The 21,214-nt window shown below is 70.0% G+C and carries 22 protein-coding genes; 11 read left to right on the top strand and 11 right to left on the bottom strand.

All coding sequences use genetic code 11. The annotated features are described in order from the left end of the window. Positions 1–44 precede the first annotated feature (44 nt). The 3 genes from ABVN73_RS15690 to ABVN73_RS15680 form a co-directional block, all read right to left on the bottom strand. Complete coding sequence (locus tag ABVN73_RS15690; protein WP_353860566.1) at positions 45–845, bottom strand: oxepin-CoA hydrolase, alternative type; 801 nt, start codon at positions 843–845, stop codon at positions 45–47. Continuing rightward, positions 842–1,273 carry a PaaI family thioesterase gene (locus ABVN73_RS15685; RefSeq protein ID WP_353860565.1) on the bottom strand — a complete coding sequence of 144 codons (432 nt, stop codon included), beginning with the start codon at positions 1,271–1,273 and terminating at the stop codon, positions 842–844. Before ABVN73_RS15685 ends, ABVN73_RS15690 begins: the two co-directional genes overlap by 4 nt. Positions 1,274–1,334: 61 nt before the next feature. Further along, a complete protein-coding gene (locus ABVN73_RS15680) occupies positions 1,335–2,315 on the bottom strand; it encodes a S1C family serine protease (RefSeq protein WP_353860564.1) in 981 nt (326 codons plus the stop codon). Between the two features lie 193 nt (positions 2,316–2,508). Here ABVN73_RS15680 and lysM point away from each other — a divergent pair, with 193 nt between their 5' ends. Both lysM and ABVN73_RS15670 read left to right on the top strand, forming a co-directional pair. After that, positions 2,509–2,994: a peptidoglycan-binding protein LysM gene (gene lysM, locus ABVN73_RS15675; RefSeq protein WP_353860814.1), complete on the top strand. Its 486-nt coding sequence runs from the start codon at positions 2,509–2,511 to the stop codon at positions 2,992–2,994. A 162-nt stretch (positions 2,995–3,156) separates the two neighbouring features. Continuing rightward, positions 3,157–4,038 carry a hypothetical protein gene (locus tag ABVN73_RS15670; protein WP_353860563.1) on the top strand — a complete coding sequence of 294 codons (882 nt, stop codon included), beginning with the start codon at positions 3,157–3,159 and terminating at the stop codon, positions 4,036–4,038. 3 nt (positions 4,039–4,041) lie between these two features. Here the strand turns inward: ABVN73_RS15670 and ABVN73_RS15665 are convergent, their stop codons facing one another. The 6 genes from ABVN73_RS15665 to ABVN73_RS15640 form a co-directional block, all read right to left on the bottom strand. Beyond that, positions 4,042–4,731, bottom strand: coding sequence for an ABC transporter permease (locus ABVN73_RS15665; RefSeq protein WP_353860813.1), 690 nt, complete (start codon positions 4,729–4,731; stop codon positions 4,042–4,044). Between the two features lie 71 nt (positions 4,732–4,802). Further along, complete coding sequence (locus ABVN73_RS15660; protein WP_353860562.1) at positions 4,803–5,741, bottom strand: ABC transporter ATP-binding protein; 939 nt, start codon at positions 5,739–5,741, stop codon at positions 4,803–4,805. Continuing rightward, positions 5,738–6,910, bottom strand: a complete 1,173-nt coding sequence (locus ABVN73_RS15655; protein ID WP_353860561.1) for an ABC transporter permease — start codon at positions 6,908–6,910, stop codon at positions 5,738–5,740. Before ABVN73_RS15655 ends, ABVN73_RS15660 begins: the two co-directional genes overlap by 4 nt. A gap of 17 nt (positions 6,911–6,927) precedes the next feature. Continuing rightward, a complete protein-coding gene (locus tag ABVN73_RS15650; RefSeq protein ID WP_353860560.1) occupies positions 6,928–7,848 on the bottom strand; it encodes an ABC transporter substrate-binding protein in 921 nt (306 codons plus the stop codon). A gap of 116 nt (positions 7,849–7,964) precedes the next feature. Continuing rightward, positions 7,965–9,104 carry a ferrochelatase gene (gene hemH / locus ABVN73_RS15645; protein WP_353860559.1) on the bottom strand — a complete coding sequence of 380 codons (1,140 nt, stop codon included), beginning with the start codon at positions 9,102–9,104 and terminating at the stop codon, positions 7,965–7,967. A 68-nt stretch (positions 9,105–9,172) separates the two neighbouring features. Next, positions 9,173–9,901, bottom strand: coding sequence for a GntR family transcriptional regulator (locus ABVN73_RS15640; protein ID WP_353860558.1), 729 nt, complete (start codon positions 9,899–9,901; stop codon positions 9,173–9,175). A gap of 267 nt (positions 9,902–10,168) precedes the next feature. On the opposite strand from ABVN73_RS15640, the gene ABVN73_RS15635 reads away from it, so the two are divergent. The 9 genes from ABVN73_RS15635 (at position 10,169) to ABVN73_RS15595 (ending at position 19,086) form a co-directional block, all read left to right on the top strand. After that, positions 10,169–11,188 (top strand): ABC transporter ATP-binding protein, encoded by a 1,020-nt coding sequence (locus tag ABVN73_RS15635; protein WP_353860557.1) that lies wholly within the window; start codon positions 10,169–10,171, stop codon positions 11,186–11,188. Positions 11,189–11,239: 51 nt separating this feature from the next. Further along, on the top strand, positions 11,240–12,556 hold the full coding sequence (locus ABVN73_RS15630) for a PotD/PotF family extracellular solute-binding protein (protein ID WP_353860556.1): 1,317 nt from the start codon (positions 11,240–11,242) through the stop codon (positions 12,554–12,556). A gap of 167 nt (positions 12,557–12,723) precedes the next feature. Beyond that, positions 12,724–13,647, top strand: coding sequence for an ABC transporter permease (locus ABVN73_RS15625; RefSeq protein WP_353860555.1), 924 nt, complete (start codon positions 12,724–12,726; stop codon positions 13,645–13,647). Between the two features lie 3 nt (positions 13,648–13,650). After that, positions 13,651–14,490 carry an ABC transporter permease gene (locus ABVN73_RS15620; protein ID WP_353860554.1) on the top strand — a complete coding sequence of 280 codons (840 nt, stop codon included), beginning with the start codon at positions 13,651–13,653 and terminating at the stop codon, positions 14,488–14,490. Between the two features lie 17 nt (positions 14,491–14,507). Next, positions 14,508–15,254: an aspartate/glutamate racemase family protein gene (locus ABVN73_RS15615; RefSeq protein WP_353860553.1), complete on the top strand. Its 747-nt coding sequence runs from the start codon at positions 14,508–14,510 to the stop codon at positions 15,252–15,254. Positions 15,255–15,268: 14 nt separating this feature from the next. Further along, positions 15,269–16,111 (top strand): GNAT family N-acetyltransferase, encoded by an 843-nt coding sequence (locus tag ABVN73_RS15610; RefSeq protein ID WP_353860552.1) that lies wholly within the window; start codon positions 15,269–15,271, stop codon positions 16,109–16,111. Between the two features lie 132 nt (positions 16,112–16,243). Further along, positions 16,244–16,648 carry an RcnB family protein gene (locus tag ABVN73_RS15605; protein WP_353860551.1) on the top strand — a complete coding sequence of 135 codons (405 nt, stop codon included), beginning with the start codon at positions 16,244–16,246 and terminating at the stop codon, positions 16,646–16,648. Between the two features lie 103 nt (positions 16,649–16,751). After that, complete coding sequence (locus ABVN73_RS15600; protein WP_353860550.1) at positions 16,752–18,719, top strand: tetratricopeptide repeat protein; 1,968 nt, start codon at positions 16,752–16,754, stop codon at positions 18,717–18,719. A gap of 109 nt (positions 18,720–18,828) precedes the next feature. After that, a complete protein-coding gene (locus ABVN73_RS15595) occupies positions 18,829–19,086 on the top strand; it encodes a hypothetical protein (protein WP_035676379.1) in 258 nt (85 codons plus the stop codon). Here the strand turns inward: ABVN73_RS15595 and ABVN73_RS15590 are convergent. Next, a complete protein-coding gene (locus ABVN73_RS15590; RefSeq protein ID WP_353860549.1) occupies positions 19,056–20,099 on the bottom strand; it encodes a response regulator in 1,044 nt (347 codons plus the stop codon). The two genes, ABVN73_RS15595 and ABVN73_RS15590, sit on opposite strands and share 31 nt — an antisense overlap. Positions 20,100–20,384: 285 nt before the next feature. Continuing rightward, positions 20,385–21,131, bottom strand: coding sequence for a response regulator transcription factor (locus ABVN73_RS15585; protein WP_353860548.1), 747 nt, complete (start codon positions 21,129–21,131; stop codon positions 20,385–20,387). Positions 21,132–21,214 lie beyond the last annotated feature (83 nt).

Genomic DNA, 21,214 nt, shown 5'->3' with positions numbered 1-21,214 from the left:
TGCGATAGCGGGGGAGGGTTAGGGAGGGGGCCTCACACCCGCACTCACCCCTTCGAAAACACCGGCGCCCGCTTCTCGAAGAAGGCGGTCACGCCCTCCCCGGCCTCGTCGTTGAACAGCGACTCCACGAAGGCGTCGCGCTCGCGGTCGAGCTGCTCCGCCAGCCCGCCGTAGGCGACCTCCAGCAGGCCCTTGGCGCGGCCCAGCGCGGCGGTCGGGCCGGCGGCCAGCCGCTCCGCCCAGGACGTCGCCTCGGCCAGCGCGCCGCCGGGGGCGGTCAGCCGGTTGATCATGCCGAGCTGCGCCAGACGCGGCGCCCCGACGCGCCCACCCTCGAACAGGATTTCCGCGGCGAGCTGCGGCGGCAGCGCGCGGGCCAGCGACGCCGTGCCGCCGCCGTCGGAGGTCAGCGCGACCTTGATGTAGGACAGGGTGAAGACCGCGTCCTCCGCCGCGACGATCAGGTCGCAGGCCAGGGCCAGCGGAAAGCCCGCCCCGCCCGCCGGCCCCTCGACCGCAGCGATCACCGGCTTGGGGCAGGCGCGCAGGCTGCGGATCATGGCGTGGAAGCTCTCCACCCCCGCCCGCACCGACTCACGGTCGCCGTTGCGCGCCTCCTTCAGCCATTTCAGGTTCCCGCCGGAGCAGAAGGCCCCTTCGGCGCCGGTCAGCACCACCGCCCCGACGCCCGGGTCCGCCGCCGCCGCGTCGAAGGCGGCGCGGGCCGCCTCCATCAGCGCCGGGCCGATCGAGTTGCGGGTGGCCGGGTCGTTGATGGTCAGGCGCAGGACACGGCCGTCCTGCGCAATGTCCAAACCAGTCTTCTTATCGTTCGTGTTGGTCATCGGGGCGTTCCCTCCGGATTTTCACTTCCGGGGGCATATTTGAACATTCCCTCGGCGGACGCCAGCAGCGCGCCGTCGTCCTTGCGCCGCACCTCGCCCCGGCAGCCGACGATCTTGCGGCCGCCGCCCAGCAGCGTGCCGCGCGCCACCACCGTGCCGTCCGCCACCGCCCCCAGGAAGCTGGAGGACAGCGACAGCGTGACCACGCGGCGGGAATGGCCGGGAACCGCGCAGTGGGTCGCCGCGAAGCCCATGGCGGTGTCGAGCAGGGTCATCAGCGCGCCGCCGTGCAGGACGCCGCCCCGGTTGCGGTGCTGCGGCGCGATGGTCAGCTCCACCTCCGCCACGCCCTCCTCCCAGCGGACCAGCGTGTAGCCGAGCAGGGTCTGGAAGCCGGAAGCCGGTTCCCCCTTCATCAAGTCGTCCATAAAAGCGCTCTCCAACCCGTCTTCTTGGTTCTGGAGCGCCAGTGTCGCACAGTTCCGCCCGTCAGTGCCGCCGCGCCGCCTTCAAAAAACGCTCGCGATCGCTGGAGCCGACGCGCATGTCGAACACGTCGCCCTCCCGCTCCAGGGTCAGCGGCACGTCCACGCCCGCCGGGCCGAGATTCCACAGGGCGCGGTAGAAGTCGGCCAGCGAGCCCACCGGCTGCCCGGCCACCGCGCGCACCACGTCGCCAGCACGCAGCTCCGCCCGCTGGGCCGGCCCGTCGCCAGCCAGCCCGACCAGCACCACACGCTCCCGCTCGTCCTGCGTGGCGTAGAGTCCGAGCCAGGGGCGCGGCGGGCCGCTGACCTTCCCACGGGTCATCAGGTCGTCGAGGATCGGCTTCAGCAGGTCGATCGGCACGTTCATGTTCAGCGGCAGGACGCGCTCCTCCTCAGCCCGGTACTGGAGCTGGAGGGAGCCGATGCCCAGCAACTCGCCCCCCGCCCCCAGCATCGCCGTGCCGCCCCAGTTCGGATGGGCCGGCAGGGTGAACAGCGCGTCGTCGATCATGTATTCCCAATAGCCGGCGAACTCCTGCCGGGCGACCACCCGCGCGGTGATGGACCGCTCGCGCCCGCCGGCCCCGGCCACCACCACCGGGTCGCCCAGCTGCACATGGCGCGACGACCCGAGCATCAGCGCCGGCACGCCCAGCGGCGACAAGGCCTGCACCAGCCCGAAGCCGCTGGTGTGGTCGTAGGCCACCACATGCGCCTGCACCGCCCGCCGGTCGTTGGTGGTCAGCCAGACCTCCTCGGCCTCGGCGATAAGATATCCGATGGTCAGGACCAAGCCGTCCTCGCGGATGACGGCGCCCTGCCCAGCGCGCTCCGTCCCCAGCACGCCGGCGGTGTAGGCGTCGTCCGGCACGCTGGCGCGCAGCCCGACCACGGCGGACAGCGCGCGGTCGAGGTCGTAGGCCAGCTCATCCGGATCGGGCTGGAATTGCGGCGGAATCCGCCAGTCGTCGGACGGGTTCATCGGCGGCTCCTCTGCGCGGGGGCGGGATGATCCTCCCCCCTTTCGGCATTGTTCTCCATGGCCTTATTTGGGAAGCCGAACGCCGCTGCTAAGCCCGGCGTTCCACACCCCCTCCTCCGCGCGTGAAACCAGCGAGCCGCAGCGATGTTGTCCGGGATCGCTTCACCAAGGCGACCAACCGAGGGAGGACATGATGGGCCTGTTCGATTTCTTCCGCCGCGACCATGGCGAAAAGGTCAGCGACTCGGACGCTCCGACCGCCGACGAGCTGAAATCCCACCTGTCGCAGGTCGGCCTGCCGACCAACGGGCTGGACATCCAGGTCGCCGACGACACGGTGACCGTGCGCGGCAGCGCCGCCTCGCAGGAGGAGAAGGAGAAGATCGCGGTGGCGCTCGGCAACGTGAAGGGCGTGTCGCGGGTCGACGACCAGACCGCCGTCATCGCCAAGGACCAGGGGCCGGGCGGCCCGGACCAACCGACCATGCCGCCGACCGAGCAGCCGGCCAGCCAGACCCGGTTCCACACCGTGGAGAAGGGCGACACCCTGTCCGCCATCGCCAAGAAGGTCTACGGAGACCCCAACCGCTACAACGCCATCTTCGAGGCCAACAAGCCGATGCTGAAGGACCCGAACAAGATCTATCCCGGTCAGGTCCTGCGCATCCCGCCGCAGTGACGCGGCACCGTCCCGCGGCAGGGGTTGCGCCCCCGCCGCGGGATCGGTCCGCAAAGGTGCAGATCGCGCCGGAGTCTCCCGTCATTCCGACCGATCTCGAATTGCTCCGCCCAAGCCGCTCCGGCAGGCTTCCCGCCACGAACCGGCAGGGAGGAGCAGGCCATGAAGATCATCGGATACCCGGACGACCTCATTCCGCGCGTCGCGTCGGCCAGCCTGGGGACCTGCCAGGACCGCCCGGCCTGCGTGAAGTTCCTGGAGGGACTTGCCGCCGCGGAGAAGGCGTACGATTCGATCACCTGGAACCGGGTGATGCTGCACGCCCTCGCCAAGCCGGAGCCGCTGGACGACGACGTCATCAGCACCTACGAGGCCGAGGTGGCCAAGGTCATCACCCCCATGTTCCGGAAGCTGAAGACCGTCGGCACCCTGGCCGCGGAGGCCGCGAAGGATCTGGACGTTCTGACGAAGGCTCACCCGAAGGCCACGGTGGCGAAGAAGGCCTTGGCCTTCGCCAAATCGGTGCCGGGCGTCACGGCCAAGCTCACCAAGACGTTCGAGGATGCCATCGCCAAGGACCGCAAGGACATCAGCGCCCGATTGGCGAAGGACGAAGCGGCCTATGAAAAGCAACGGAAGGCGGACCAGAAAGCGCAGACCAAGGACACTCCCTTCGTGAACCCCTTCGAAAAGAAGGGAATCGAGGAAGTCCTGAAAAGCAACAAGCTGACACTGTTGTTGCACGCCTTCGCCAATCAGTGGAAGACCGGCGAAAACATCGAGTTCCTCTCGATCACCCGCAAGGGCGTCGATCAGAAGAACGCTCCCAAGCTCTACAAGGTGTTCATCAACCAGAACAGCGCCAAGGGCCTGAACATCGATGACCATTTGAGGGTTGATTTCTTGAACGGGATCGACAACGGCACCTACACGGACGCGCTGAAGAGCATCCGGGCGCATGTGCTGAAAGTCGTGAACGAGGACACGCTGCCGCGCGCCAGGAAGCTCGACGAGACGGCCTTGCGCAAGCTCGGCTACAAGTGACCGTCAGGCCGCGCCTCGATCGGTGCCGGGGCGCCAGCGGGTCAGGCGCGCCGCCAGCCGGTCGAATCCGGCGTCCAGCACCACCGCCAGGACGGCCACGATCACCGCGCCCTGGATGACGTAGGCGGGGTTGGAGCCGTTCAGCCCGACGATGATCGGCAGGCCGAGCGTCTTCGCCCCGACCGTGGAGGCGATGGCCGCCGTGCCGAGATTGACGACCGCCGCCGTCCGCACCCCGGCCAGGATCACCGGAGCGGCCAGCGGCAGCTCGACCCGCCACAGCAGCGCGCCCGGCCCCATGCCCATGCCGCGCGCCGCCTCGCGCACCGGTTCCGGCACCGCTTCCAGGCCGGCCACGGTGTTCTCCACGATGGGCAGCAGCCCGTAGAGCGTCAGCGCGATCAGCGCCGGGGCCGGGCCGAAGCCGAGGACGGGGACGGAGACGGCCAGCACCGCCACCGGCGGGAAGGTCTGGCCCATCGCCGCCACCGCGTCGAGGACGCCGCGGAATTCCCGGCCGAAGGGCCGGGTCACCGCGATGCCCGCCGCCCCGCCCAACAGCACCGCGATCAGGCTCGCCCCGCCAGCCAGCGCCAGATGGTCTAGCGTCAGGGCCAGGAAGCCGTCCGCCTCATACAAGGGCCGGTCGAGCGCCGGGAAGGCCGCGGCGAACAGCGGCTTCAGCGCCGGCATCCCCAGCACCAGCGCCGCCAGGACGAGCAGCCCCAGCGCCAGCCGGTCGGTCAGCAGGCTCAGCAGGCGGCTCACGGCCGGTCCGGCCCGCGCAGCAGGTCGGCGAGATGCAGCGTGCCCATCGGGCGCCCCTGCCCGTCCGCCACGGGAAGCCGGTCGGTGCCGCGCGCCACCATCGCGGCCAGCGCCTGACGCAGCGACGCCCCCGCCGCCAGGGGATCGCCGGGCGCCGTCTCGCCGGGGCGCAGCCGCTCCGCCACCGTCTCCACGGCCAGCCGCTTCAGCCCCCAGTCCTCGCGCCCCACCAGATCGCGCACCCGGTCGTCGGCGGGATCGCTCAGGATGTCGAGCGGCGTGCCGGTCTGCACCAGCCGCCCGCGGTCCAGGATGGCGATCCGGCTGGCCAGCGCCAGCGCCTCGTCCATGTCATGGGTGACGAAGACGATGGTGGTTCCCGTCGCCTTGTGGATCGCCGCCATCTCCGCCTGCAAGGCGCCGCGGGTGATCGGGTCGAGCGCGCTGAACGGCTCGTCCATCAGCAGGATGTGCGGCTCCGCCGCCAGAGCGCGGGCGACGCCGACGCGCTGCTGCTGCCCGCCGGACAGCTCGTGCGGGTAGGCGCCCCGGTAACGTTCCGGGTCGAGGTTCAGCAGGGTCAGCAGGTCCGTCACCCGGTCGCGCACCCGTGCCCTGGGCCAGCCGAGCAGGTCCGGCACGGCGGCGATGTTGCGCTCCACCGTCCAGTGCGGAAACAGCCCGACGCTCTGGATCACGTAGCCCATGCGGCGGCGCAGCGCCTCCGGATTCAGGCGGGCGATGTCCTCCCCCTCCACCCGGATGGTCCCGGCATCGGGGGCGATCAACCGGTTCATCATCCTCAGGACCGTGGACTTGCCGGAGCCGGACGGCCCGATAAGCACGCGGAACTCCCCGGCCGCCACGGTCAGCGACAGGGTGTCCACGGCGGTCCAGGCGCCGAACCGCTTCGTCACTCCCTCGAAGGCGATCACGCCGCCGTCCTCCCGAGTCGCGCCAGCGCCAGCGCCGAGGCCAGCTTCAGCGCCGCGTCGGCGGCGACGGCCAGCAGGATCACCGGCACCGCCCCCAACAGCACGAGGTCCAGCGCGTTGGCGAACAGCCCCTGGAACATGATGGCTCCCAGCCCGCCGGCGCCGATCAGCGCCGCCACGGCGGCCAGACCCACCGCCTGGACCAGCGTGATCCGCAGCCCGGCCAGGAACACCGGCAGAGCCAGCGGCGCCTCGACCCGCCAGAAGATCTGGCGCGGGGTCATGCCGATGCCGCGCGCCGCCTCCCGCACCGGCTCCGGCACGCCGGCCAGCCCGGCCGCGGTGTTGCGCGCGATCGGCAGCAGCGAATAGAGCGTCAGCGCGATCACCGCCGGCACCGGCCCCACCCCGCCGATGCCCAGCCCCGGAAAGGCGGCGGCGAGAGCCGACAGCGGGGCGAGCAGCAGCCCGAACAGGGCGATGGACGGGATCGTCTGCACGACGTTCAGCACCGGAAAGACCAGCCGCCCCACGGCGGCGGAACGCTGCGCCGCGATGCCCAGCGGCACGCCGATCAGCAGGGTCGGCAGCAGGGCCGCCGCGACCAGCGCGGCGTGGCGCAGCACGGCCCCGGCGAAGACGTCCCGCTGGTTGGCGTATTCCTTCATGATCGAGAGCTGGTCGAGGTGCCCGGCGGCGAACTGCCCGCCGATCAGCGCCGCCACCAGCGCTCCCACGGCGACCCGCCCGGCGGGACCCAGCCCCAGCCGCCGCACCCCGTCGAGAACGGCGAGCAGTGCGGCGGCCTCCATCACCCAGAAGCCCGCCCCGAAGGAGGTCCGCGCCGCCGGGCTGGCCGTCGCGGCGAGCAGGGCGGCGTGCTGCCCGGCCAGCCAGACCAGCCCCGCCGCCGCCAGCACCCCCGCCCCGACATACAGGGCATTCACCGCCCGGCTGTCCCGCAGGAACGGCACGGCCAGCAGCAGGGCGGCCGGCAGCAGCGCCACCCCGCCCCACCCCGCGCCCGCCGCCGCGCTCAACGCGATGGCCTTCCCCGACAGCAGCCGGTTGGGCGCGAAGGCGAGGAACGGCAGGGCCGGAGCCGCCGCCACGGTCATGGCGGCGAGCAGCAGGGCGACGCGGTTGTGGATCGAACGGACGCGGGTCATCCCGTCGGTTCAGGCCGTCAGTTCAGGAAGCCTTTCGACTTCAGGTAGGTCGTGGCGACCGCCCGCGGGTCCTGCCCCTCCACCGAAATCTTGGCGTTCAGCCCGCGCAGGGTCTCGGTGTCCAGGGACTTGAAGACCGGGTCCAGCAGGTCGCGGATGTTGGGATGGGCGTCCAGTACGCCGTCGCGGATGGTCGGGGCCGGGGCGTAGACCATCTGCGCGCTCTTGGTGTCCTTCATGACCACGAGGTCCAGCGCGGCGATGGCGCCGTCCGTGCCGTAGACCATGGCGGTGTTCACGCCGGACGTGCCCTCCGCCGCCGCGCGAATGGTCGCCGCCGTGTCGCCGCCGGCCAGCACCAGGATCTGGTCGGGCTTCAGCGTGAAGCCGTAGGATTTCTGGAAGGAGGGCAACGCCGCCGGGCTCTCCACGAACTCCGCCGAGGCGGCGAGCTTAGCCGTACCGCCGGCGCCGACCCAGCGGGCGAAATCCTCCATGGTGGCGAGGTTGTTGGGAGCCGCCACGTCGCGGCGCAGCGCGATGGCCCAGGTGTTGTTCGCCGGGGCCGGGGTCAGCCAGACGATGTTGTTCTTGTCGCGGTCGAGCTGCTTCACCGTCTCGTAGCCGGCGGCGGCGTTCTTCCAGGCCGGATCGCTGTCGATGTTGAAGAAGAAGGCGCCGTTGCCGGTGTATTCCGGATAGACGTCGATCTCCCCGGCCAGCAGCGCGCTGCGCACGATCCGGGTGGGGCCGAGCTGGATCTTGTTCTCCACCGGGATGCCGTTGGCCTCCAGCACCTGCAGGATCATCGTGCCGAGCAGGCCGCTCTCGGCGTCCAGCTTCGATCCGACACGGACCTTGTCCGCCGCCGCAGCGCTCCCCGCCGTCAGCAGCGCTCCCAGCGCCAGGGCGGCCACCGCCCGAACCACACGCCGCATCCCCCGCATCCTCCCAAACCATCGTCCAAAGTGTCCGTCCGCCAGCATGGGGAAGCCGGGCCGCCGCGGCAACCCACCCTTTCCGCCGGTGCGGCCCTCCATTTTGGAGAAGGGGGTCACGCCGTGACGTGGTCCTCCGCGTCGCGGGCCGCCCGCGTCCGGGCGCCATCCACCCAGCCGCCCAGCTCGCGCTCGACGAGGTCGGCCAGGAAGATGACATGGTCGGGATGGTCGTTCAGGCAAGGAATGTAGGTGAAGCGCTCGCCCCCCGCCGCCATGAAGGCGTCCTTCACCTGGAACTGGATCTCCTCAAGCGTCTCCACGCAGTCGGCGGAGAAGCCCGGCGCGATCACCGCGATCTTCGTCTTGCCGGCGCGGGCCAGCTCCTCGACCGTCTTGTCGGTGTAGGGCTTCAGCCACTCCGCCTTGCCGAAGCGCGACTGGAAGCTGTACTGCACCCGCCCCGGCTCCCAGCCCAGCCGCTCGGCCAGCAGGCGCGCGGTCTTCACGCAGAAGCAGTGGTAGGGATCGCCGCGGTCGAGATAGGCCTTGGGCAGGCCGTGGAAGCTCGCCAGCAGCACGTCGGGCGTGTGGTCCAGCGCCGCGATGTGCCGCACCACCGAGCGGGCCAGCGCCTCGATGTAGCCCGGCTCGTCGTGATAGGCGGGAACGGTGCGCACCGCCGGCTGCCAGCGCATGGTCATCAGGTGGCGGAAGGCCTGGTCGTTGGCGGTGGCCGTCGTGGTGGCCGAATATTGCGGGTAGAGCGGGAACAGCAGGATGCGGTCGCAGCCCTGCTCCTTCAGACGCTGGATCGCCGGGCCGACCGCCGGCTGGCCGTAGCGCATGGCCCAGTCTACCACCACCGAGTCGCCGTGCCGCGCCGCCAGCGCCGCCGCCACACCCTCCGCCTGGGCGCGGGTGACGGTCTTCAGCGGGCTTTCGTTGCGCTCTTCGTTCCAGATGCTTTTGTAGGCATGGCCGCTCTTGCCCGGACGCACGGTCAGGATGATGCCGTTCAGCACCGGCCACCACACCGCCTTCGGCACCTCGATCACGCGGGGATCCGACAGGAACTCCTTCAGATAGCGGCGCATCGACCAGTAGTCGGTCGCCTCCGGCGTTCCGAGATTCATCAGAAGCACACCGACGCGGCGCGCGGGAACCGGCGGATGGTCGGCGGGCTTGGAAATGGGCTGCATGATGTCGGTCACCTCGATGTCGCGGCGGGCAGCATAATAGCGAGCCGAACCCATCGGAAGCAGCCCTTTGTCCCTATGCGGTCGATAGGGCCGGGCTATCCTCCGGCCGTTCGGACAGGCTCTTACGTTCGTTCGGCGAAAACGGATTTCAGATCGACCGCGCCGTCCGGCCGCGCGTCGAGGTCGAGCTGGCGCTCCACCTCGTCGAGATGCTCCATCATCAGCCGCATCGCCGCGCCGGGCGGGCCGGACTCCAGCGCCTCGACGAACCGCCGGTGCTCGGTGGCGGAGCAGGAATGGGAGGACCGGCGCTCGAACGCGGCGATGGCGAGGCTGGAGCGGTCGATCAGGTCGGCCAGGATGCCGGCCAGCGTCGCGTTCCCGGCGAAATCGGCCAGCAGCTGGTGGAACTGGCCCGACAGGCGGATCAGCGCCATGCGGTCGCCGGCGCGGTCGGCCTCCTCCTCACGCGCCAGATGAGCTCGCAGCTTCGCCGACATCTCGTCCGACAGCGGACGGGGGCCGCGGTCCAGCACCTCCACCACCGCGCGCTCGATCACGCGGCGGGCCTCGAACACCTCGCGCGCCTCCCGCGCGGTGGGTTTGGCGACGAAGGCGCCGCGGTTGGGGATCAGCGTCACCACGCGCCGCTGCGCCAGCAGGAGCAGCACCTTGCGCACCCGCTCCCGGCTGACGCCGAACACCTCCGCCAGGCTCTCCTCGGCCAGCTTGGTGCCGGGCGGCAGACGGCGATCGGCGATGGCGTCGCCGATGCTGCGGATTATGCGGGCCTCCGCCCCCTCCCCCCGTCCGCGCAGGGGGCGGCGGGGGGCGCTCAGGACAGTTTTCATGGCGGTATGGCTGCTGTTCAAACCTTTGCCGCGGATTGTGCACAAAACGGACCAGCGGACAAACGCAGCCGCCGCGCCCTGCCCATGCATTGGGCATAGCCCACCCATGCACAATTTCGCGCCACAGCGCTGAAATCCTGACCAGTCGCCGTATCCCAGTGCCGCGAACCCGCGGAAATCCGCCATTCATCGGCTGGCATGGAACTTGCGGATATATCCGACAGCCGCAGCGGGCCCTGCGGATTGTGCACAAAATCGGAGAAGGTCATGAGCGCCAGATCGACCAAAACCGGATCGACCGCCGCCGGATCAACCGTCGAACTGGTGAAGCTGCGCAAGTTCTACGGCTCGACCGTCGCCGTGGACGGCATCGACCTGCGCATCGCCGCAGGCGCCTATTGCTGCCTGCTCGGCCCCAGCGGCTGCGGCAAGACCTCCACGCTGCGCATGATCGCCGGGCACGAGGACATCTCCGACGGCGACCTGCTGATCGGCGACACGGTGGTGAACGGGGAGCCGCCGGCCCGCCGCGGCACCGCCATGATGTTCCAGAGCTACGCCCTGTTCCCCCACCTCGACTGCACCGACAACGTCGCCTTCAGCCTGAAGATGAAGGGTGTCGCGAAGGAGGAACGGCGCCGCCGCGCGCGGGAGATGCTGGACCTCGTCCACATGTCCCAGTACGCGGACCGGCTGCCCGCCCAGCTCTCCGGCGGCCAGCAGCAGCGCGTGGCGCTGGCCCGCGCGCTGATCACCCGGCCCGGCGTGCTCCTGCTCGACGAGCCGCTGTCGGCGCTCGATCCCTTCCTGCGCATCCGCATGCGCGAGGAGCTGAAGCGCCTGCACACCGAGCTTGGCATCACCTTCGTCCATGTCACCCACAGCCAGACCGAGGCGATGGCGCTGGCCGACCTCGTGGTGGTGATGAACCAGGGCCGGATCGAGCAGTCCGGCCCGCCGCGCGAGGTCTTCAACCAGCCGCGCACCGCCTTCGTCGCCCGCTTCATCGGCGGCCACAACGTGGTGGAGGACTCCGCCGGCCGCCGGGCCGTGCGGGCCGACCGCATCCTGCTGGGCCAGACGGAGGGCGCCGACCATCGGCTGGACGGCACCGTCCGCGCGCTGGAGTATCACGGCGCGTCCGTCCACCTGACGCTCGACGTGCCCGGTGCCGAGGACTTCGCCGTGGTGCTGGACGAATCCCGTTTCTACGACGCCCCGCTCGCCGTCGGCGACCGCGTGACCGCGGGCTGGAAGGCGCGCGACGTCCATCCCCTGGTTGCCTGACTTTCCGATCCAACCCCCAAGAACCGACCGACCATACTGGAGGCACAGAGCATGACCGAGACGCGCACCGGCTCGCCCCTTTCCGCCGGGACCACCACGGGCGTCAGCCGCCGCACGCTGCTGAAGGGCACCGCCGCCGCCGCGGGTGTCGCCATCGGGTCGGGGGCGATCACCGGCTTCCCCACCATCTGGGCGCAGAACATCAAGAACGTCACCCTGCGCCAGTTCGGCACCGGCGTGTCGAACCTGAACGCCGTCGCCGACAAGGTGAAGGAGGACCTGGGCTTCACGCTGCAGATGACCGCGCTCGACAGCGACGCGGTGGCCCAGCGCGCGGTGACCCAGCCGAAGTCCTACGACATCGCCGACATCGAATACTGGATCTGCAAGAAGGTCTTTCCGGCCGGCGTGATGCAGCCGATGGACGTGTCGAAGATCAAGAACTTCGACAAGATCGTCCCGATCTTCGTCAACGGCAAGCTGACCCCGGAGAGCGCCGTCGCCCAGGGCACCGCCCCGCACACCGTCGGTTTCGTGGAGGGCAAGGACAGCATCAAGTTCGCCAAGTCGGCCACCCAGTGGATGACGCTGATCCCGACCATCTACAACGCCGACACGCTGGGCATCCGCCCCGATCTGGTCGGCCGCCCGATCACCAGTTGGACGGACCTGCTCGACCCGGCCTTCAAGGGCAAGGCGTCGATCCTGAACATCCCCTCCATCGGCATCATGGACGCCGCCATGGTCTGCGAGGCCATGGGCGAGGTGAAGTACGGCGACAAGGGCAACATGACCAAGGAGGAGATCGACAAGACCCTCAAGATCATGACCGACGCCAAGAAGGCCGGCCAGTTCCGCGCCTTCTGGAAGACCTTCGACGAGAGCGTCAACCTGATGTCGTCGGGCGAGGTCATCATCCAGTCGATGTGGTCGCCGGCCGTGGCCGCCGTGCGCGCCAAGGGCATCCCGTGCGTCTACCAGCCGCTGAAGGAAGGCTACCGCGCCTGGGGCGGCGGCCTCGGCATCGCCAAGCATCTGAGCGGGCTGGAGCTAGAGGCGGCCTACGAATACATCAACTGGTACCTGTCTGGCTGGGTCGGCGCCTATCTGAACCGCCAGGGCTATTACTCCGCCGTGCTCGACACCGCGAAGGAGCACATGTCGCCGGACGAGTGGGCCTTCTGGATGGAGGGCCAGCCGGCCAAGACCGACATCCTCAGCCCCGAGGGCAAGGTGATGGAGAAGGCCGGCGCGGTGCGCGACGGCGGGTCGTTCCAGGACCGCATGGGCCGCGTCGCCTGCTGGAACGCGGTGATGGACGAGGACCGCTACATGGTCCGCAAGTGGAACGAGTTCGTCGCGGCGTAAGACGCGCCTGCGTTTGCCCCCACCCTTCCCATGCTCCGCATGGGTCCCTTCCCTCCCGCGCTTCGCGGGAGAGGGGGGTATCCCCTCCCTCGCCGAAGGCGGGGGAGGGTTAGGGAGGGGGCACCGCAAACTTCCAAAACTCCCCCACGGCACCGGACCCCTGCGCCATGACCGCCTCCGCCGTCCCATCCGAAGCGTCCAGCGCGTCCGCGGCACCGCGGAGCGGCGGGGTGCGCCGTTCCGTGCTGCGCCGGGTCACCCCCTATCTCCAGGCCGGGCCGCTGGCGCTGACGCTGCTGGTCTTCCTGCTGATCCCCATCCTGACCATCGTCGCGGTCAGCTTCTGGGACTATGACAGCATCCGCATCTACCCGGACTTCGTGCTGACCAACTACGAGGAGCTGCTGACCTCCCCGGTCACCTGGAAGACCTACCTGAACACGGTGAAGTTCGCGGCGCTGACCTGGGTCATCACGCTGCTGATCGGCTTCACGGTGGCCTACTTCCTGGCCTTCCACGTCCAGTCCACGACGTGGCAGATGGTGCTGTTCCTGGTCTGCACGATCCCGTTCTGGACCTCCAACATCATCCGCATGATCTCGTGGATTCCCTTCCTCGGGCGCAACGGGCTGCTGAACTCCGGACTGATCTCCGCCGGGCTGATCGACCAGCCGCTGGAGTTCCTGCTGTTCTCCGACTTCGCGGTGGTGCTGGCCTTCGTGCACCTCTACGCGCTGTTCATGGTGGTGCCGATCTTCAATTCGATGATGCGCATCGACCGCGCCCTGGTCGAGGCGGCGCGCGACGGCGGCGCCAGCGCGGCGCAGGTGGTGTGGAACGTCATCCTGCCGCTGGCCAAGCCGGGCATCGCCATCGGCTCCATCTTCGTGATCACGCTGGTGATGGGCGACTTCATCACCGTGCGCCTGATGAGCGGCGGGCAGAGCGCCTCGATCGGGCTGATGATCGCCAACGAGATCTCGCTGCTCCAGTACCCCGCCGCCGCCGCGAACGCGGTCGTTCTGCTGGCCGTCGTCCTCATCATGGTCGTGGCGATGCTGCGCATCGTCGACATCCGCAAGGAGCTGTAAGCGATGACCGGCACCGGCACCCGGCGCGGCCTGTCCTTCTACCTGCTCGCCGCCTTCTTCGGGCTGTTCGTCCTGTTCCTCTACGGGCCGATCGTCACCATCACCATCCTGTCCTTCCAGGGGCCGGAGGGCGGGTTGACCTTCCCGATGAACGGCGTCTCCCTCCACTGGTTCAGGAACCTGTTCGAGCAGCAGGCGGTCGGCGACTTCGGGGGCTCCTTCCGCCGTTCCCTCGCGCTGGGGCTGACGGTGATGGTGCTGACGGTGCTGTTCTCGCTGCTCGCCGGCTTCGCCTTCCGCCGCCGCTTCCTGGGCAGCGGGGCGCTGTTCTATCTGGCGGTGGCCAGCCTGATCGTGCCGTCGATCCTGGTCAGCCTGGGCATCGGCCTGCTGTTCAACATCCTGGGCATCGAACCGACTTGGTACAGCTCGGCGCTCGGCGCGCATCTGACCTGGACGCTGCCCTTCGGCCTGCTGATCGTCTTCGCCATCTTCAACCGCTTCAACCCGGCCTACGAGGAGGCGGCGCGCGACCTCGGCGCCACGCCCTGGCAGACGGTGCGCCATGTGGTGCTGCCGATCCTGCTGCCCAGCCTGATCGGCGTCGGGCTGTTCGGCTTCACCCTGTCCTACGACGAGTTCGCGCGCACGCTGATGACCGCGGGGTCCTTCAACACGCTGCCGCTGGAGATCTACGGCATGACCACCAACGTCACGACGCCGGTGCTCTACGCGCTGGGCACGCTGACGACGCTGTTCTCCTTCACGGTGATCGGCCTGTTCCTGGCCGGGGTGATGATCCTGCGCCGCCGCCGGCTGCGGCGGACCGGCGCCGCCGCTTGAGAGGCAAAGAACCAACCATGCGCATCCTGGTCGTCAACCCGAACACCACCGCCTCGATGACCGAGAAGGCCGGGGACGCCGCCCGCGCCGTCGCGGCGCCGGGGACGGAGATCGTCGCCGCCAACCCGGCCATGGGACCGGCCAGCATCGAGGGCTATTACGACGAGGCGCTCGCCGTTCCCGGCCTGCTGGAGGTGATCGCCGCCCATGAGCGCGCCGCACCCGGCATCGACGGCGTGGTCATCGCCTGCTTCGACGACGTCGGGCTGGACGCCGCGCGCTGCCTGTCCGCCGCCCCGGTGGTCGGCATCTGCGAGGCGGCGATGAAGACCGCCACACTGCTCGGCGGGCGGTTCAGCGTGGTCACCACCATGCCGCGCTCCGTCCCCGCGCTGGAGCATCTGGCGGAGCGCTACGGCGTGGCCGGGCGCTGCCGGGTGCGCGCCGCCGGCGTGCCGGTGCTGGCGCTGGAGGACTCGGCGTCGGGCGCCGTGGAGCGGGTGCGCGCGACCATCCGCCACGCCATCGCGGAGGACGGCGCGGAGAGCGTCGTGCTGGGCTGCGCCGGCATGGCCGATCTGGCGCGCGCCCTGACCGCCGAGATGGGCGTGCCGGTGGTGGACGGCGTCACCGCCGCGGTGAAGCTGGTGGAAGGGCTGGCCGTGCTGGGCTTGCGCACCGGCAAGACCGGCGGTTACGCTTTCCCCCTTCCCAAACCCTACGCCGGGGCCATGGCGCGCTTCGCCCCCGCCCCGCAGCCCTGAACCGGAGGGACGCCATGGACGGCTACCGTGTGCGCGTGATGAGCCGGGCCGAACTGGATCTGGCCGTCGATTGGGCGCGGGCGGAGGGCTGGAACCCCGGCCTGCACGACGCCGGGGCCTTCCACGCCGTGGACCCCGAAGGCTTCCTGATCGGGGAGCTGAACGGCGAGCCGGCGGCCTGCATGTCCGTCGTCCGCTATCCCGAGAATTTCGGATTCCTCGGCTTCTACATCGTGCGGCCCGGGATGCGCGGGCGCGGCCTCGGCTGGGACCTCTGGCGGGCCGGGCTGCGGCATCTGGAGGGCTGCACCGTCGGGCTCGACGGGGTGGTGGCGCAGCAGGACAACTACCGCAAGTCCGGCTTCGCGCTGGCCCACCGCAACATCCGCTACGGCGGCGCGCCGCCCGCCGGAACCTCCTCCGCCGCCTCGCTGGTGGACGCGCGGACGGTGCCCTTCGACCGGCTGCTGGACTGGGACCGCGCGCTGTTCCCGGCGCCGCGCGCCGGCTTCCTGTCCCACTGGATCACGCTGCCCGGCGCCTCCGCTCTCGCCGCCGTGGTCGATGGGGAGTTGCGGGGCTTCGGGGTGATCCGCCCCTGCCACAGCGGCAGCAAGATCGGCCCGCTCTACGCCGCCGACCGCGGCACGGCGCGCGATCTGGCGCTGGCGCTCGCCGCCACCGCGGGCGACGGCCCGGTCTTCCTTGACGTGCCGGAGGTCAACCGCGAGGCCGTCCAGCTGGCGGAGGAGCTGGGCCTGAGCCCGCAGTTCGAAACCGCCCGCATGTATCTCGGCCCCGCGCCGGCCATCGACACCACGCGCCTGTTCGGCGTGACGACGTTCGAACTGGGCTGAAGACGGGCGGAGCTTCACCGTAACAGTCCGTTACCAAACAGGGGGCCGCCGGACACACGCAGGCAACAGGGCGCGCGCAGCATCGGGAGATCGGGAACACGATCCCGGACAGACGAGAAGAGGGGCATCCCCATGTCGCGCACCCTGATCGCCGCCATGACCACCGCCATGTCCACCGCCTTGACCGCCGCCACCCTGCTGGTCGGACTGGGCGCCCAAGACGCCTCCGCCGCCGGCTGGGGACCGGATCATCGCGAACCGCCGCGGATGGAGCGGGACCATCGCGGGCCCAATGCACACCGTCCTGAATCCCACCGCCCGCCGCCGCCCGTTCACCGCGCGGCACGCCACTGGAAACCCGGCGACCGCCTGCCCGCCGCCTACGCGGCGCGCCGCCACGTCATCGCCACGCCCGCCGCTTACCATTTGCACCGGCCGCCGCGCGGCCATCACTGGGTCCGCGCCGGGTCGGACGCCGTCCTGGTGGCGTCCCGCTCAGGAATCATGGTGCGGATCGTCCCCGGCCTCTTCCGCTGAACAAGCGGCCCTTCCGTCATGGACGCGACATGGCCGGGCGGTCTACTCTCCCCCGAGTTGCACCGCCCTTCCCGGCGATGCCCGATCCCCTGATGGACGCTCCATGACGGTCAGCCGTACCCCCTCGCCCTCGCTCGGCGACGCCCTGGCTCTTCACAACGAAGGCCGCAACGACGAGGCGGAGCGGGCGTACCGCGAGATCCTGAGGCGTGAGCCGCGCAACCCCGACGCCTGGCACCTGCTGGGCGTCCTGCAATCCGAGCGGGGCGATCACGACTCCGGCATCGCCAGCATCCGCACCGCCCTGTCCATCCGGGACGCCTTGGAATACCACCTGAATCTCGGCTCCTCCCTGCTCGACGCCGGCCGGGCGGACGAGGCGCTGGACGCCCTGATGGCGGCGCTGCGCCTCGGCCCGGACCGGGCGGACATTCATTTCCGGCTGGCCAACCTGTTCCGCCGGCAGCGCCGGCCCAACGAAGGCGTCGCCGCCTACCGTCAGGCCATCGCGCTCCAGCCCGGCTTTGTGGAGGCGCTGAACAACCTCGGCTCCCTGTTCCTGGAGGTCGGGCAGACCGAGGCCGCCGTCGCCGCCTTCACCGAGGCCATCCAGGCGGCGCCGGCCAACGCCGACTCCCACTGCAACCTCGGCTACGCGCTGGACCTGCAGGACCGGCTGGGAGAGGCGGCGGCGGCCTACCGCGTCGCCCTGACCTTCCGGCCCGACTTCGCCCTGGCCTGGTCCAACCTCGGCAACACGTTGAAGGGGCAGGGACATCTGGAGCAGGCCATCGCCGCCTACCGCTCGGCGCTGGCGCACCATCCGGATTTTCCGATGGCGCACAGCAACGTCCTGATGGCCCAGCATTATGTGCCGGAGTGCGGCAACGCCGACTTCCTCGCCGCCGCCCGCGACTGGGCCGAACTGCGGGGTGATGCCCCGCTCGCCGAACCGCCGGTCCGCGACGACTGTTCCCGCCCGCTGCGCATCGGCTACGTCTCCAGCGACTTCAACAGCCACCCGGTCGGCTATTTCCTGGAAAGCGTGCTGAGGGCGCACGACCGCAAGGCGGTCACCGCCTTCGGCTACGCCAACAACGGCCGCACCGACGACGTGACGGAGAGCCTCCGCGCCGCCGCCGACGGATGGCGCCCGATCGTCGGCATGGACGACACGGCGGTGGCCGAGCTGATCCGCCGGGACGGCATCGACATTCTCGTCGACCTGTCCGGCCATACGGGGAACAACCGCCTGACCCTGTTCGCCCGCCGGCCCGCGCCCGTCCAGGCGAGCTGGCTCGGCTATTTCGGGACGACCGGCCTGCCGGCCATGGACTGGATCATCGCCGACCGCCACGTCCTGCCGCCGGAGGACGAGCGCTTCTTCACCGAGAGGGTCTGGCGCCTTCCCGACAGCTACCTCTGCTTCACCCCGCCGGCGGAGGACGTGGCGGTCGGGCCGCTGCCGGCGCTTGGCGGCGGGCCGGTCACGCTCGGCGCCTTCCACAATCGGGCCAAGATCACCCGGCCGACCGTCGCGTTGTGGGCGCAGGTCCTGGCCGCTCTGCCACAGGCCCGCCTTCTGCTGAAATCACGGGAGTTCGGCGATTACGGGGTGCGGCAGGCCCTGCGCGACCAGTTCGCCGCGCACGGCATCGCGCCGAACCGCCTGCGCATGGAGGGGAAGACGCCGCGGGCCGACTATTTCCGCAGCCACAACGGCATCGACATCGCGCTGTCCCCCACCCCCTTCGGCGGCGGCACGACGACGGCCGAAAGCCTGTGGATGGGCGTGCCGGTGGTGACCCTGCGCGGCGACCGCTGGGCGGGACGGATCGGGGTCAGCTTTCTGGAAACGCTCGGCCTCGCCGACCGGCTGGTGGCGGACAGCCCGGCGGACTATGTCGCCAAGACCGCCGCCCTGGTCGGCGACCTGGACTCCCTGGCCGCCCTGCGCGGCGGCCTGCGCGAGCGCATGCGCCGATCGCCCCTGTGCGATGCACCGGCCTTCGCCCGGTCTCTGGAGGAGGCCTTCCGGTCGATGTGGGAGGGGCGGACGCACGCACCGTAAGGGTGCCGTGGGCGTCCCAAAGGAAGTTCTTCCGATACGCAGTGGCACAACGGCGCCGAACATGCGTTGAAGGACCCGACGACGCAGCGGAAGCGAGGCCGAGACGCCGATGATGAAGGATCCCAAACAGATCGCGCGGGTTGCCCTGCAATCGGCCCGCGTCAATGTCGAGGTTTACGAGGCCTGCGGCCTGATCGACACGCCCTCGGCCCACGGCCTTCGCTATAAGATCGCCGTGCAGGCCAGCGACGTTAACGGCGACGAGTGCCGGTTCCCCTCCTGCGCCTGTCCCTGGCCGGACTGTTCCCGGCAGGCGGAGGCGGGAGCGGAAGGCGATCAGCCCAGCGGGCCGACCGTCTCCACGTAACGCTCCATGGCGGCGACGCCCTCTTCGGTCAGTTCGATGAAGACCCGGCGGCCATCCTTGTCGTCGGCGATGCGCCGGACCAGTCCGCGGTCGTGCAGGTCGGTGATGCGGCGCAGCGCCGTGGTCTGGGCGACGCCGGACGCGATGCACAGCGACGACACGGAAATCCGCCGTCCCTGGAGATGATTGATCATCAGGTCCAGCAGCATGTCCCAGCAGGGGTCCTCGAAAAGCCCCTTGGGAAAGAACTTCTCGCGGGCGGCGCGCTTGCGCCGGATCGCCGTCAGGATGCCCAGGCTGTCCGGGATGCCCGCATCGGTCGCGCCGTCGCCCAGCGGCGCCCCAGCGGACCGGGCCACAGCGGACATCGCCGTCGCGGTTTCCGCGGCGGGCATCACCGCGGCGCCCGCCGGGCGCTGGACGGCAACGAAGGGCATCACGCGGGCCGCCGCGGCCTCACCCCGCAAGGCGCGCACCGTCTCGACCAGCGCAAGCCCGTGGCGGTAGGCCTGCTCCAGCGCGTCGTCGCGGCTGTCCACCGCCACCGGCGGAACGTCCGGAACGGAGGGCGCGCTCCCTTCCCCGCCATTGAGGACACGGGCCAGCGCGCGTTCGATCTGCGCCTCGTCCTCCGGGTCGGTGACCACGTCGGCCGCCTCGAGCCGCAGGGCGCGCACCACGTCGTCCGCCTCGGGATTGCGGGCGAAGAGAATGCAGGCGAGGCCGCGATGGGTGCGGTGCAGACGCTCCATCAGCGCCAGCCCGTCGAACCAGGGCGACCCGCCATCCACGAACACGACCCCGACGCTGCGGTCCACGTCGAGCAGGCCCAGAGCCGAGATCACGTCGCGCGTGTCCTGCACCCGGTGACCGAGCCGCAGGGCGCACTCGCGGATTCCGGTGATGGCCGCGCTGTCGTTGCCGATGATGAGAATGGAAGGCGCGGCCGCCGAGTAATTCGGTGCCGAGTGGACCGCCGCCGTTTGACTGGTCGCCGTTTGACTGGCCGCCATGTGACCAGTCAGCGCGAGACGCTCCGCCGAACGCGAAACCAGGGACCGTTGCATGCCGCTCTCACCCGCATCAGATCGCGCGCCGGTTGGCCGGCGGCGGTGTCAGGCCCCGGCGCGGCGACCCGATGCGGCGGAACGCTCCGCCACCTCCAGGTACCCGCTTGGAACCGTCAATCATTCGTTGGGTGATGTATAGCATTACCCCGTTCGAACGCGTATCAACGGCCGTTGATACTTTTCCATCGGAGTAACGTGCGGTTTATTATTGCATATTAATCATTATCGTCAAGATTCGTCAGATTCCAATGCATAACCGACCCCGCGGACGGTAACGATCGGCGAGGCCGCGCCATCCTCCAGACGCATCTTGCGGCGCAGACGGGTGATGAGCGTGTCCACCGTGTGCTCGCTGATGGAGCGCGGGTCGCGGTTGCTGATCACGTCCAGCAGATACTCGCGGCTGACCGGGTTGGGACGCATCGCCGCCAGCGCCGCCAGGATGTTGAACTCCCCCGTCGTCAGGGCGAGGTAGGAGCCGTCGGGACGGAACAGCGCGCGGCGCACCAGATCCAGGCGCCATCCCCGGAAGGTCAGCGGCGCGTCCGGGGCCGGCCCCGCCGTCCCCTCGGCGGCGGACGGAACGGCGGACGTCCCGGAACGGCGCAGCAGGTTGCGGATGCGGATCAGCAACTCCAGCAGATCGACCGGCTTGGTCACGTAATCGCCGCCGTGGGACAGACCGGCGACGCGGTCCGTCGGGCTGTCGCGCCCGGTCACGAAGATCAGCGGAACGGTTTCCCCCAGCCGCAGCCGCTCGGCCAGCGCCAGCCCGTCGCAATCCGGCAGGTTGATGTCCAGCAGCACGAGGTCCGGCCGGTCCCGCGCGACGCGCTCGGTCAGTTCCGCCCCGTTCGCGGCCCGAAGCACCCGCAACCCCTGGCTTTCCAGGTAGGTGGCGATCAGATCCTGCGTTTCGGGAGAATCCTCGACCACCAGCACGGTCCGACCGACCAGCTCCGTTCCGACGCTCATGCCGCCCTGCCAGCCGCTGCCGGTCGCGTCCCTTCGATCCCTGTCGCAATCATTGCTGTCGCAACCATCGCCGTCGCAACCTT

This window comes from Azospirillum formosense (assembly GCF_040500525.1).
Lineage (GTDB): Bacteria > Pseudomonadota > Alphaproteobacteria > Azospirillales > Azospirillaceae > Azospirillum > Azospirillum formosense_A.
This window is presented reverse-complemented; position numbering and strand designations above follow the sequence as displayed.

What these genes read in the sequence shown, in the direction of transcription:
- ABVN73_RS15690 (WP_353860566.1), bottom strand. Translation starts at nt 845, where the DNA reads ATGACCAACACGAACGATAAGAAGACTGGTTTGGACATTGCGCAGGAC.
- ABVN73_RS15685 (WP_353860565.1), bottom strand. Translation starts at nt 1,273, where the DNA reads ATGGACGACTTGATGAAGGGGGAACCGGCTTCCGGCTTCCAGACCCTG.
- ABVN73_RS15680 (WP_353860564.1), bottom strand. Translation starts at nt 2,315, where the DNA reads ATGAACCCGTCCGACGACTGGCGGATTCCGCCGCAATTCCAGCCCGAT.
- lysM (WP_353860814.1), top strand. Translation starts at nt 2,509, where the DNA reads ATGGGCCTGTTCGATTTCTTCCGCCGCGACCATGGCGAAAAGGTCAGC.
- ABVN73_RS15670 (WP_353860563.1), top strand. Translation starts at nt 3,157, where the DNA reads ATGAAGATCATCGGATACCCGGACGACCTCATTCCGCGCGTCGCGTCG.
- ABVN73_RS15665 (WP_353860813.1), bottom strand. Translation starts at nt 4,731, where the DNA reads ATGCCGGCGCTGAAGCCGCTGTTCGCCGCGGCCTTCCCGGCGCTCGAC.
- ABVN73_RS15655 (WP_353860561.1), bottom strand. Translation starts at nt 6,910, where the DNA reads ATGACCCGCGTCCGTTCGATCCACAACCGCGTCGCCCTGCTGCTCGCC.
- ABVN73_RS15650 (WP_353860560.1), bottom strand. Translation starts at nt 7,848, where the DNA reads ATGCGGCGTGTGGTTCGGGCGGTGGCCGCCCTGGCGCTGGGAGCGCTG.
- hemH (WP_353860559.1), bottom strand. Translation starts at nt 9,104, where the DNA reads ATGGGTTCGGCTCGCTATTATGCTGCCCGCCGCGACATCGAGGTGACC.
- ABVN73_RS15640 (WP_353860558.1), bottom strand. Translation starts at nt 9,901, where the DNA reads ATGAAAACTGTCCTGAGCGCCCCCCGCCGCCCCCTGCGCGGACGGGGG.
- ABVN73_RS15635 (WP_353860557.1), top strand. Translation starts at nt 10,169, where the DNA reads ATGAGCGCCAGATCGACCAAAACCGGATCGACCGCCGCCGGATCAACC.
- ABVN73_RS15630 (WP_353860556.1), top strand. Translation starts at nt 11,240, where the DNA reads ATGACCGAGACGCGCACCGGCTCGCCCCTTTCCGCCGGGACCACCACG.
- ABVN73_RS15625 (WP_353860555.1), top strand. Translation starts at nt 12,724, where the DNA reads ATGACCGCCTCCGCCGTCCCATCCGAAGCGTCCAGCGCGTCCGCGGCA.
- ABVN73_RS15620 (WP_353860554.1), top strand. Translation starts at nt 13,651, where the DNA reads ATGACCGGCACCGGCACCCGGCGCGGCCTGTCCTTCTACCTGCTCGCC.
- ABVN73_RS15615 (WP_353860553.1), top strand. Translation starts at nt 14,508, where the DNA reads ATGCGCATCCTGGTCGTCAACCCGAACACCACCGCCTCGATGACCGAG.
- ABVN73_RS15610 (WP_353860552.1), top strand. Translation starts at nt 15,269, where the DNA reads ATGGACGGCTACCGTGTGCGCGTGATGAGCCGGGCCGAACTGGATCTG.
- ABVN73_RS15605 (WP_353860551.1), top strand. Translation starts at nt 16,244, where the DNA reads ATGTCGCGCACCCTGATCGCCGCCATGACCACCGCCATGTCCACCGCC.
- ABVN73_RS15600 (WP_353860550.1), top strand. Translation starts at nt 16,752, where the DNA reads ATGACGGTCAGCCGTACCCCCTCGCCCTCGCTCGGCGACGCCCTGGCT.
- ABVN73_RS15595 (WP_035676379.1), top strand. Translation starts at nt 18,829, where the DNA reads ATGATGAAGGATCCCAAACAGATCGCGCGGGTTGCCCTGCAATCGGCC.
- ABVN73_RS15590 (WP_353860549.1), bottom strand. Translation starts at nt 20,099, where the DNA reads ATGGCGGCCAGTCAAACGGCGACCAGTCAAACGGCGGCGGTCCACTCG.
- ABVN73_RS15585 (WP_353860548.1), bottom strand. Translation starts at nt 21,131, where the DNA reads ATGAGCGTCGGAACGGAGCTGGTCGGTCGGACCGTGCTGGTGGTCGAG.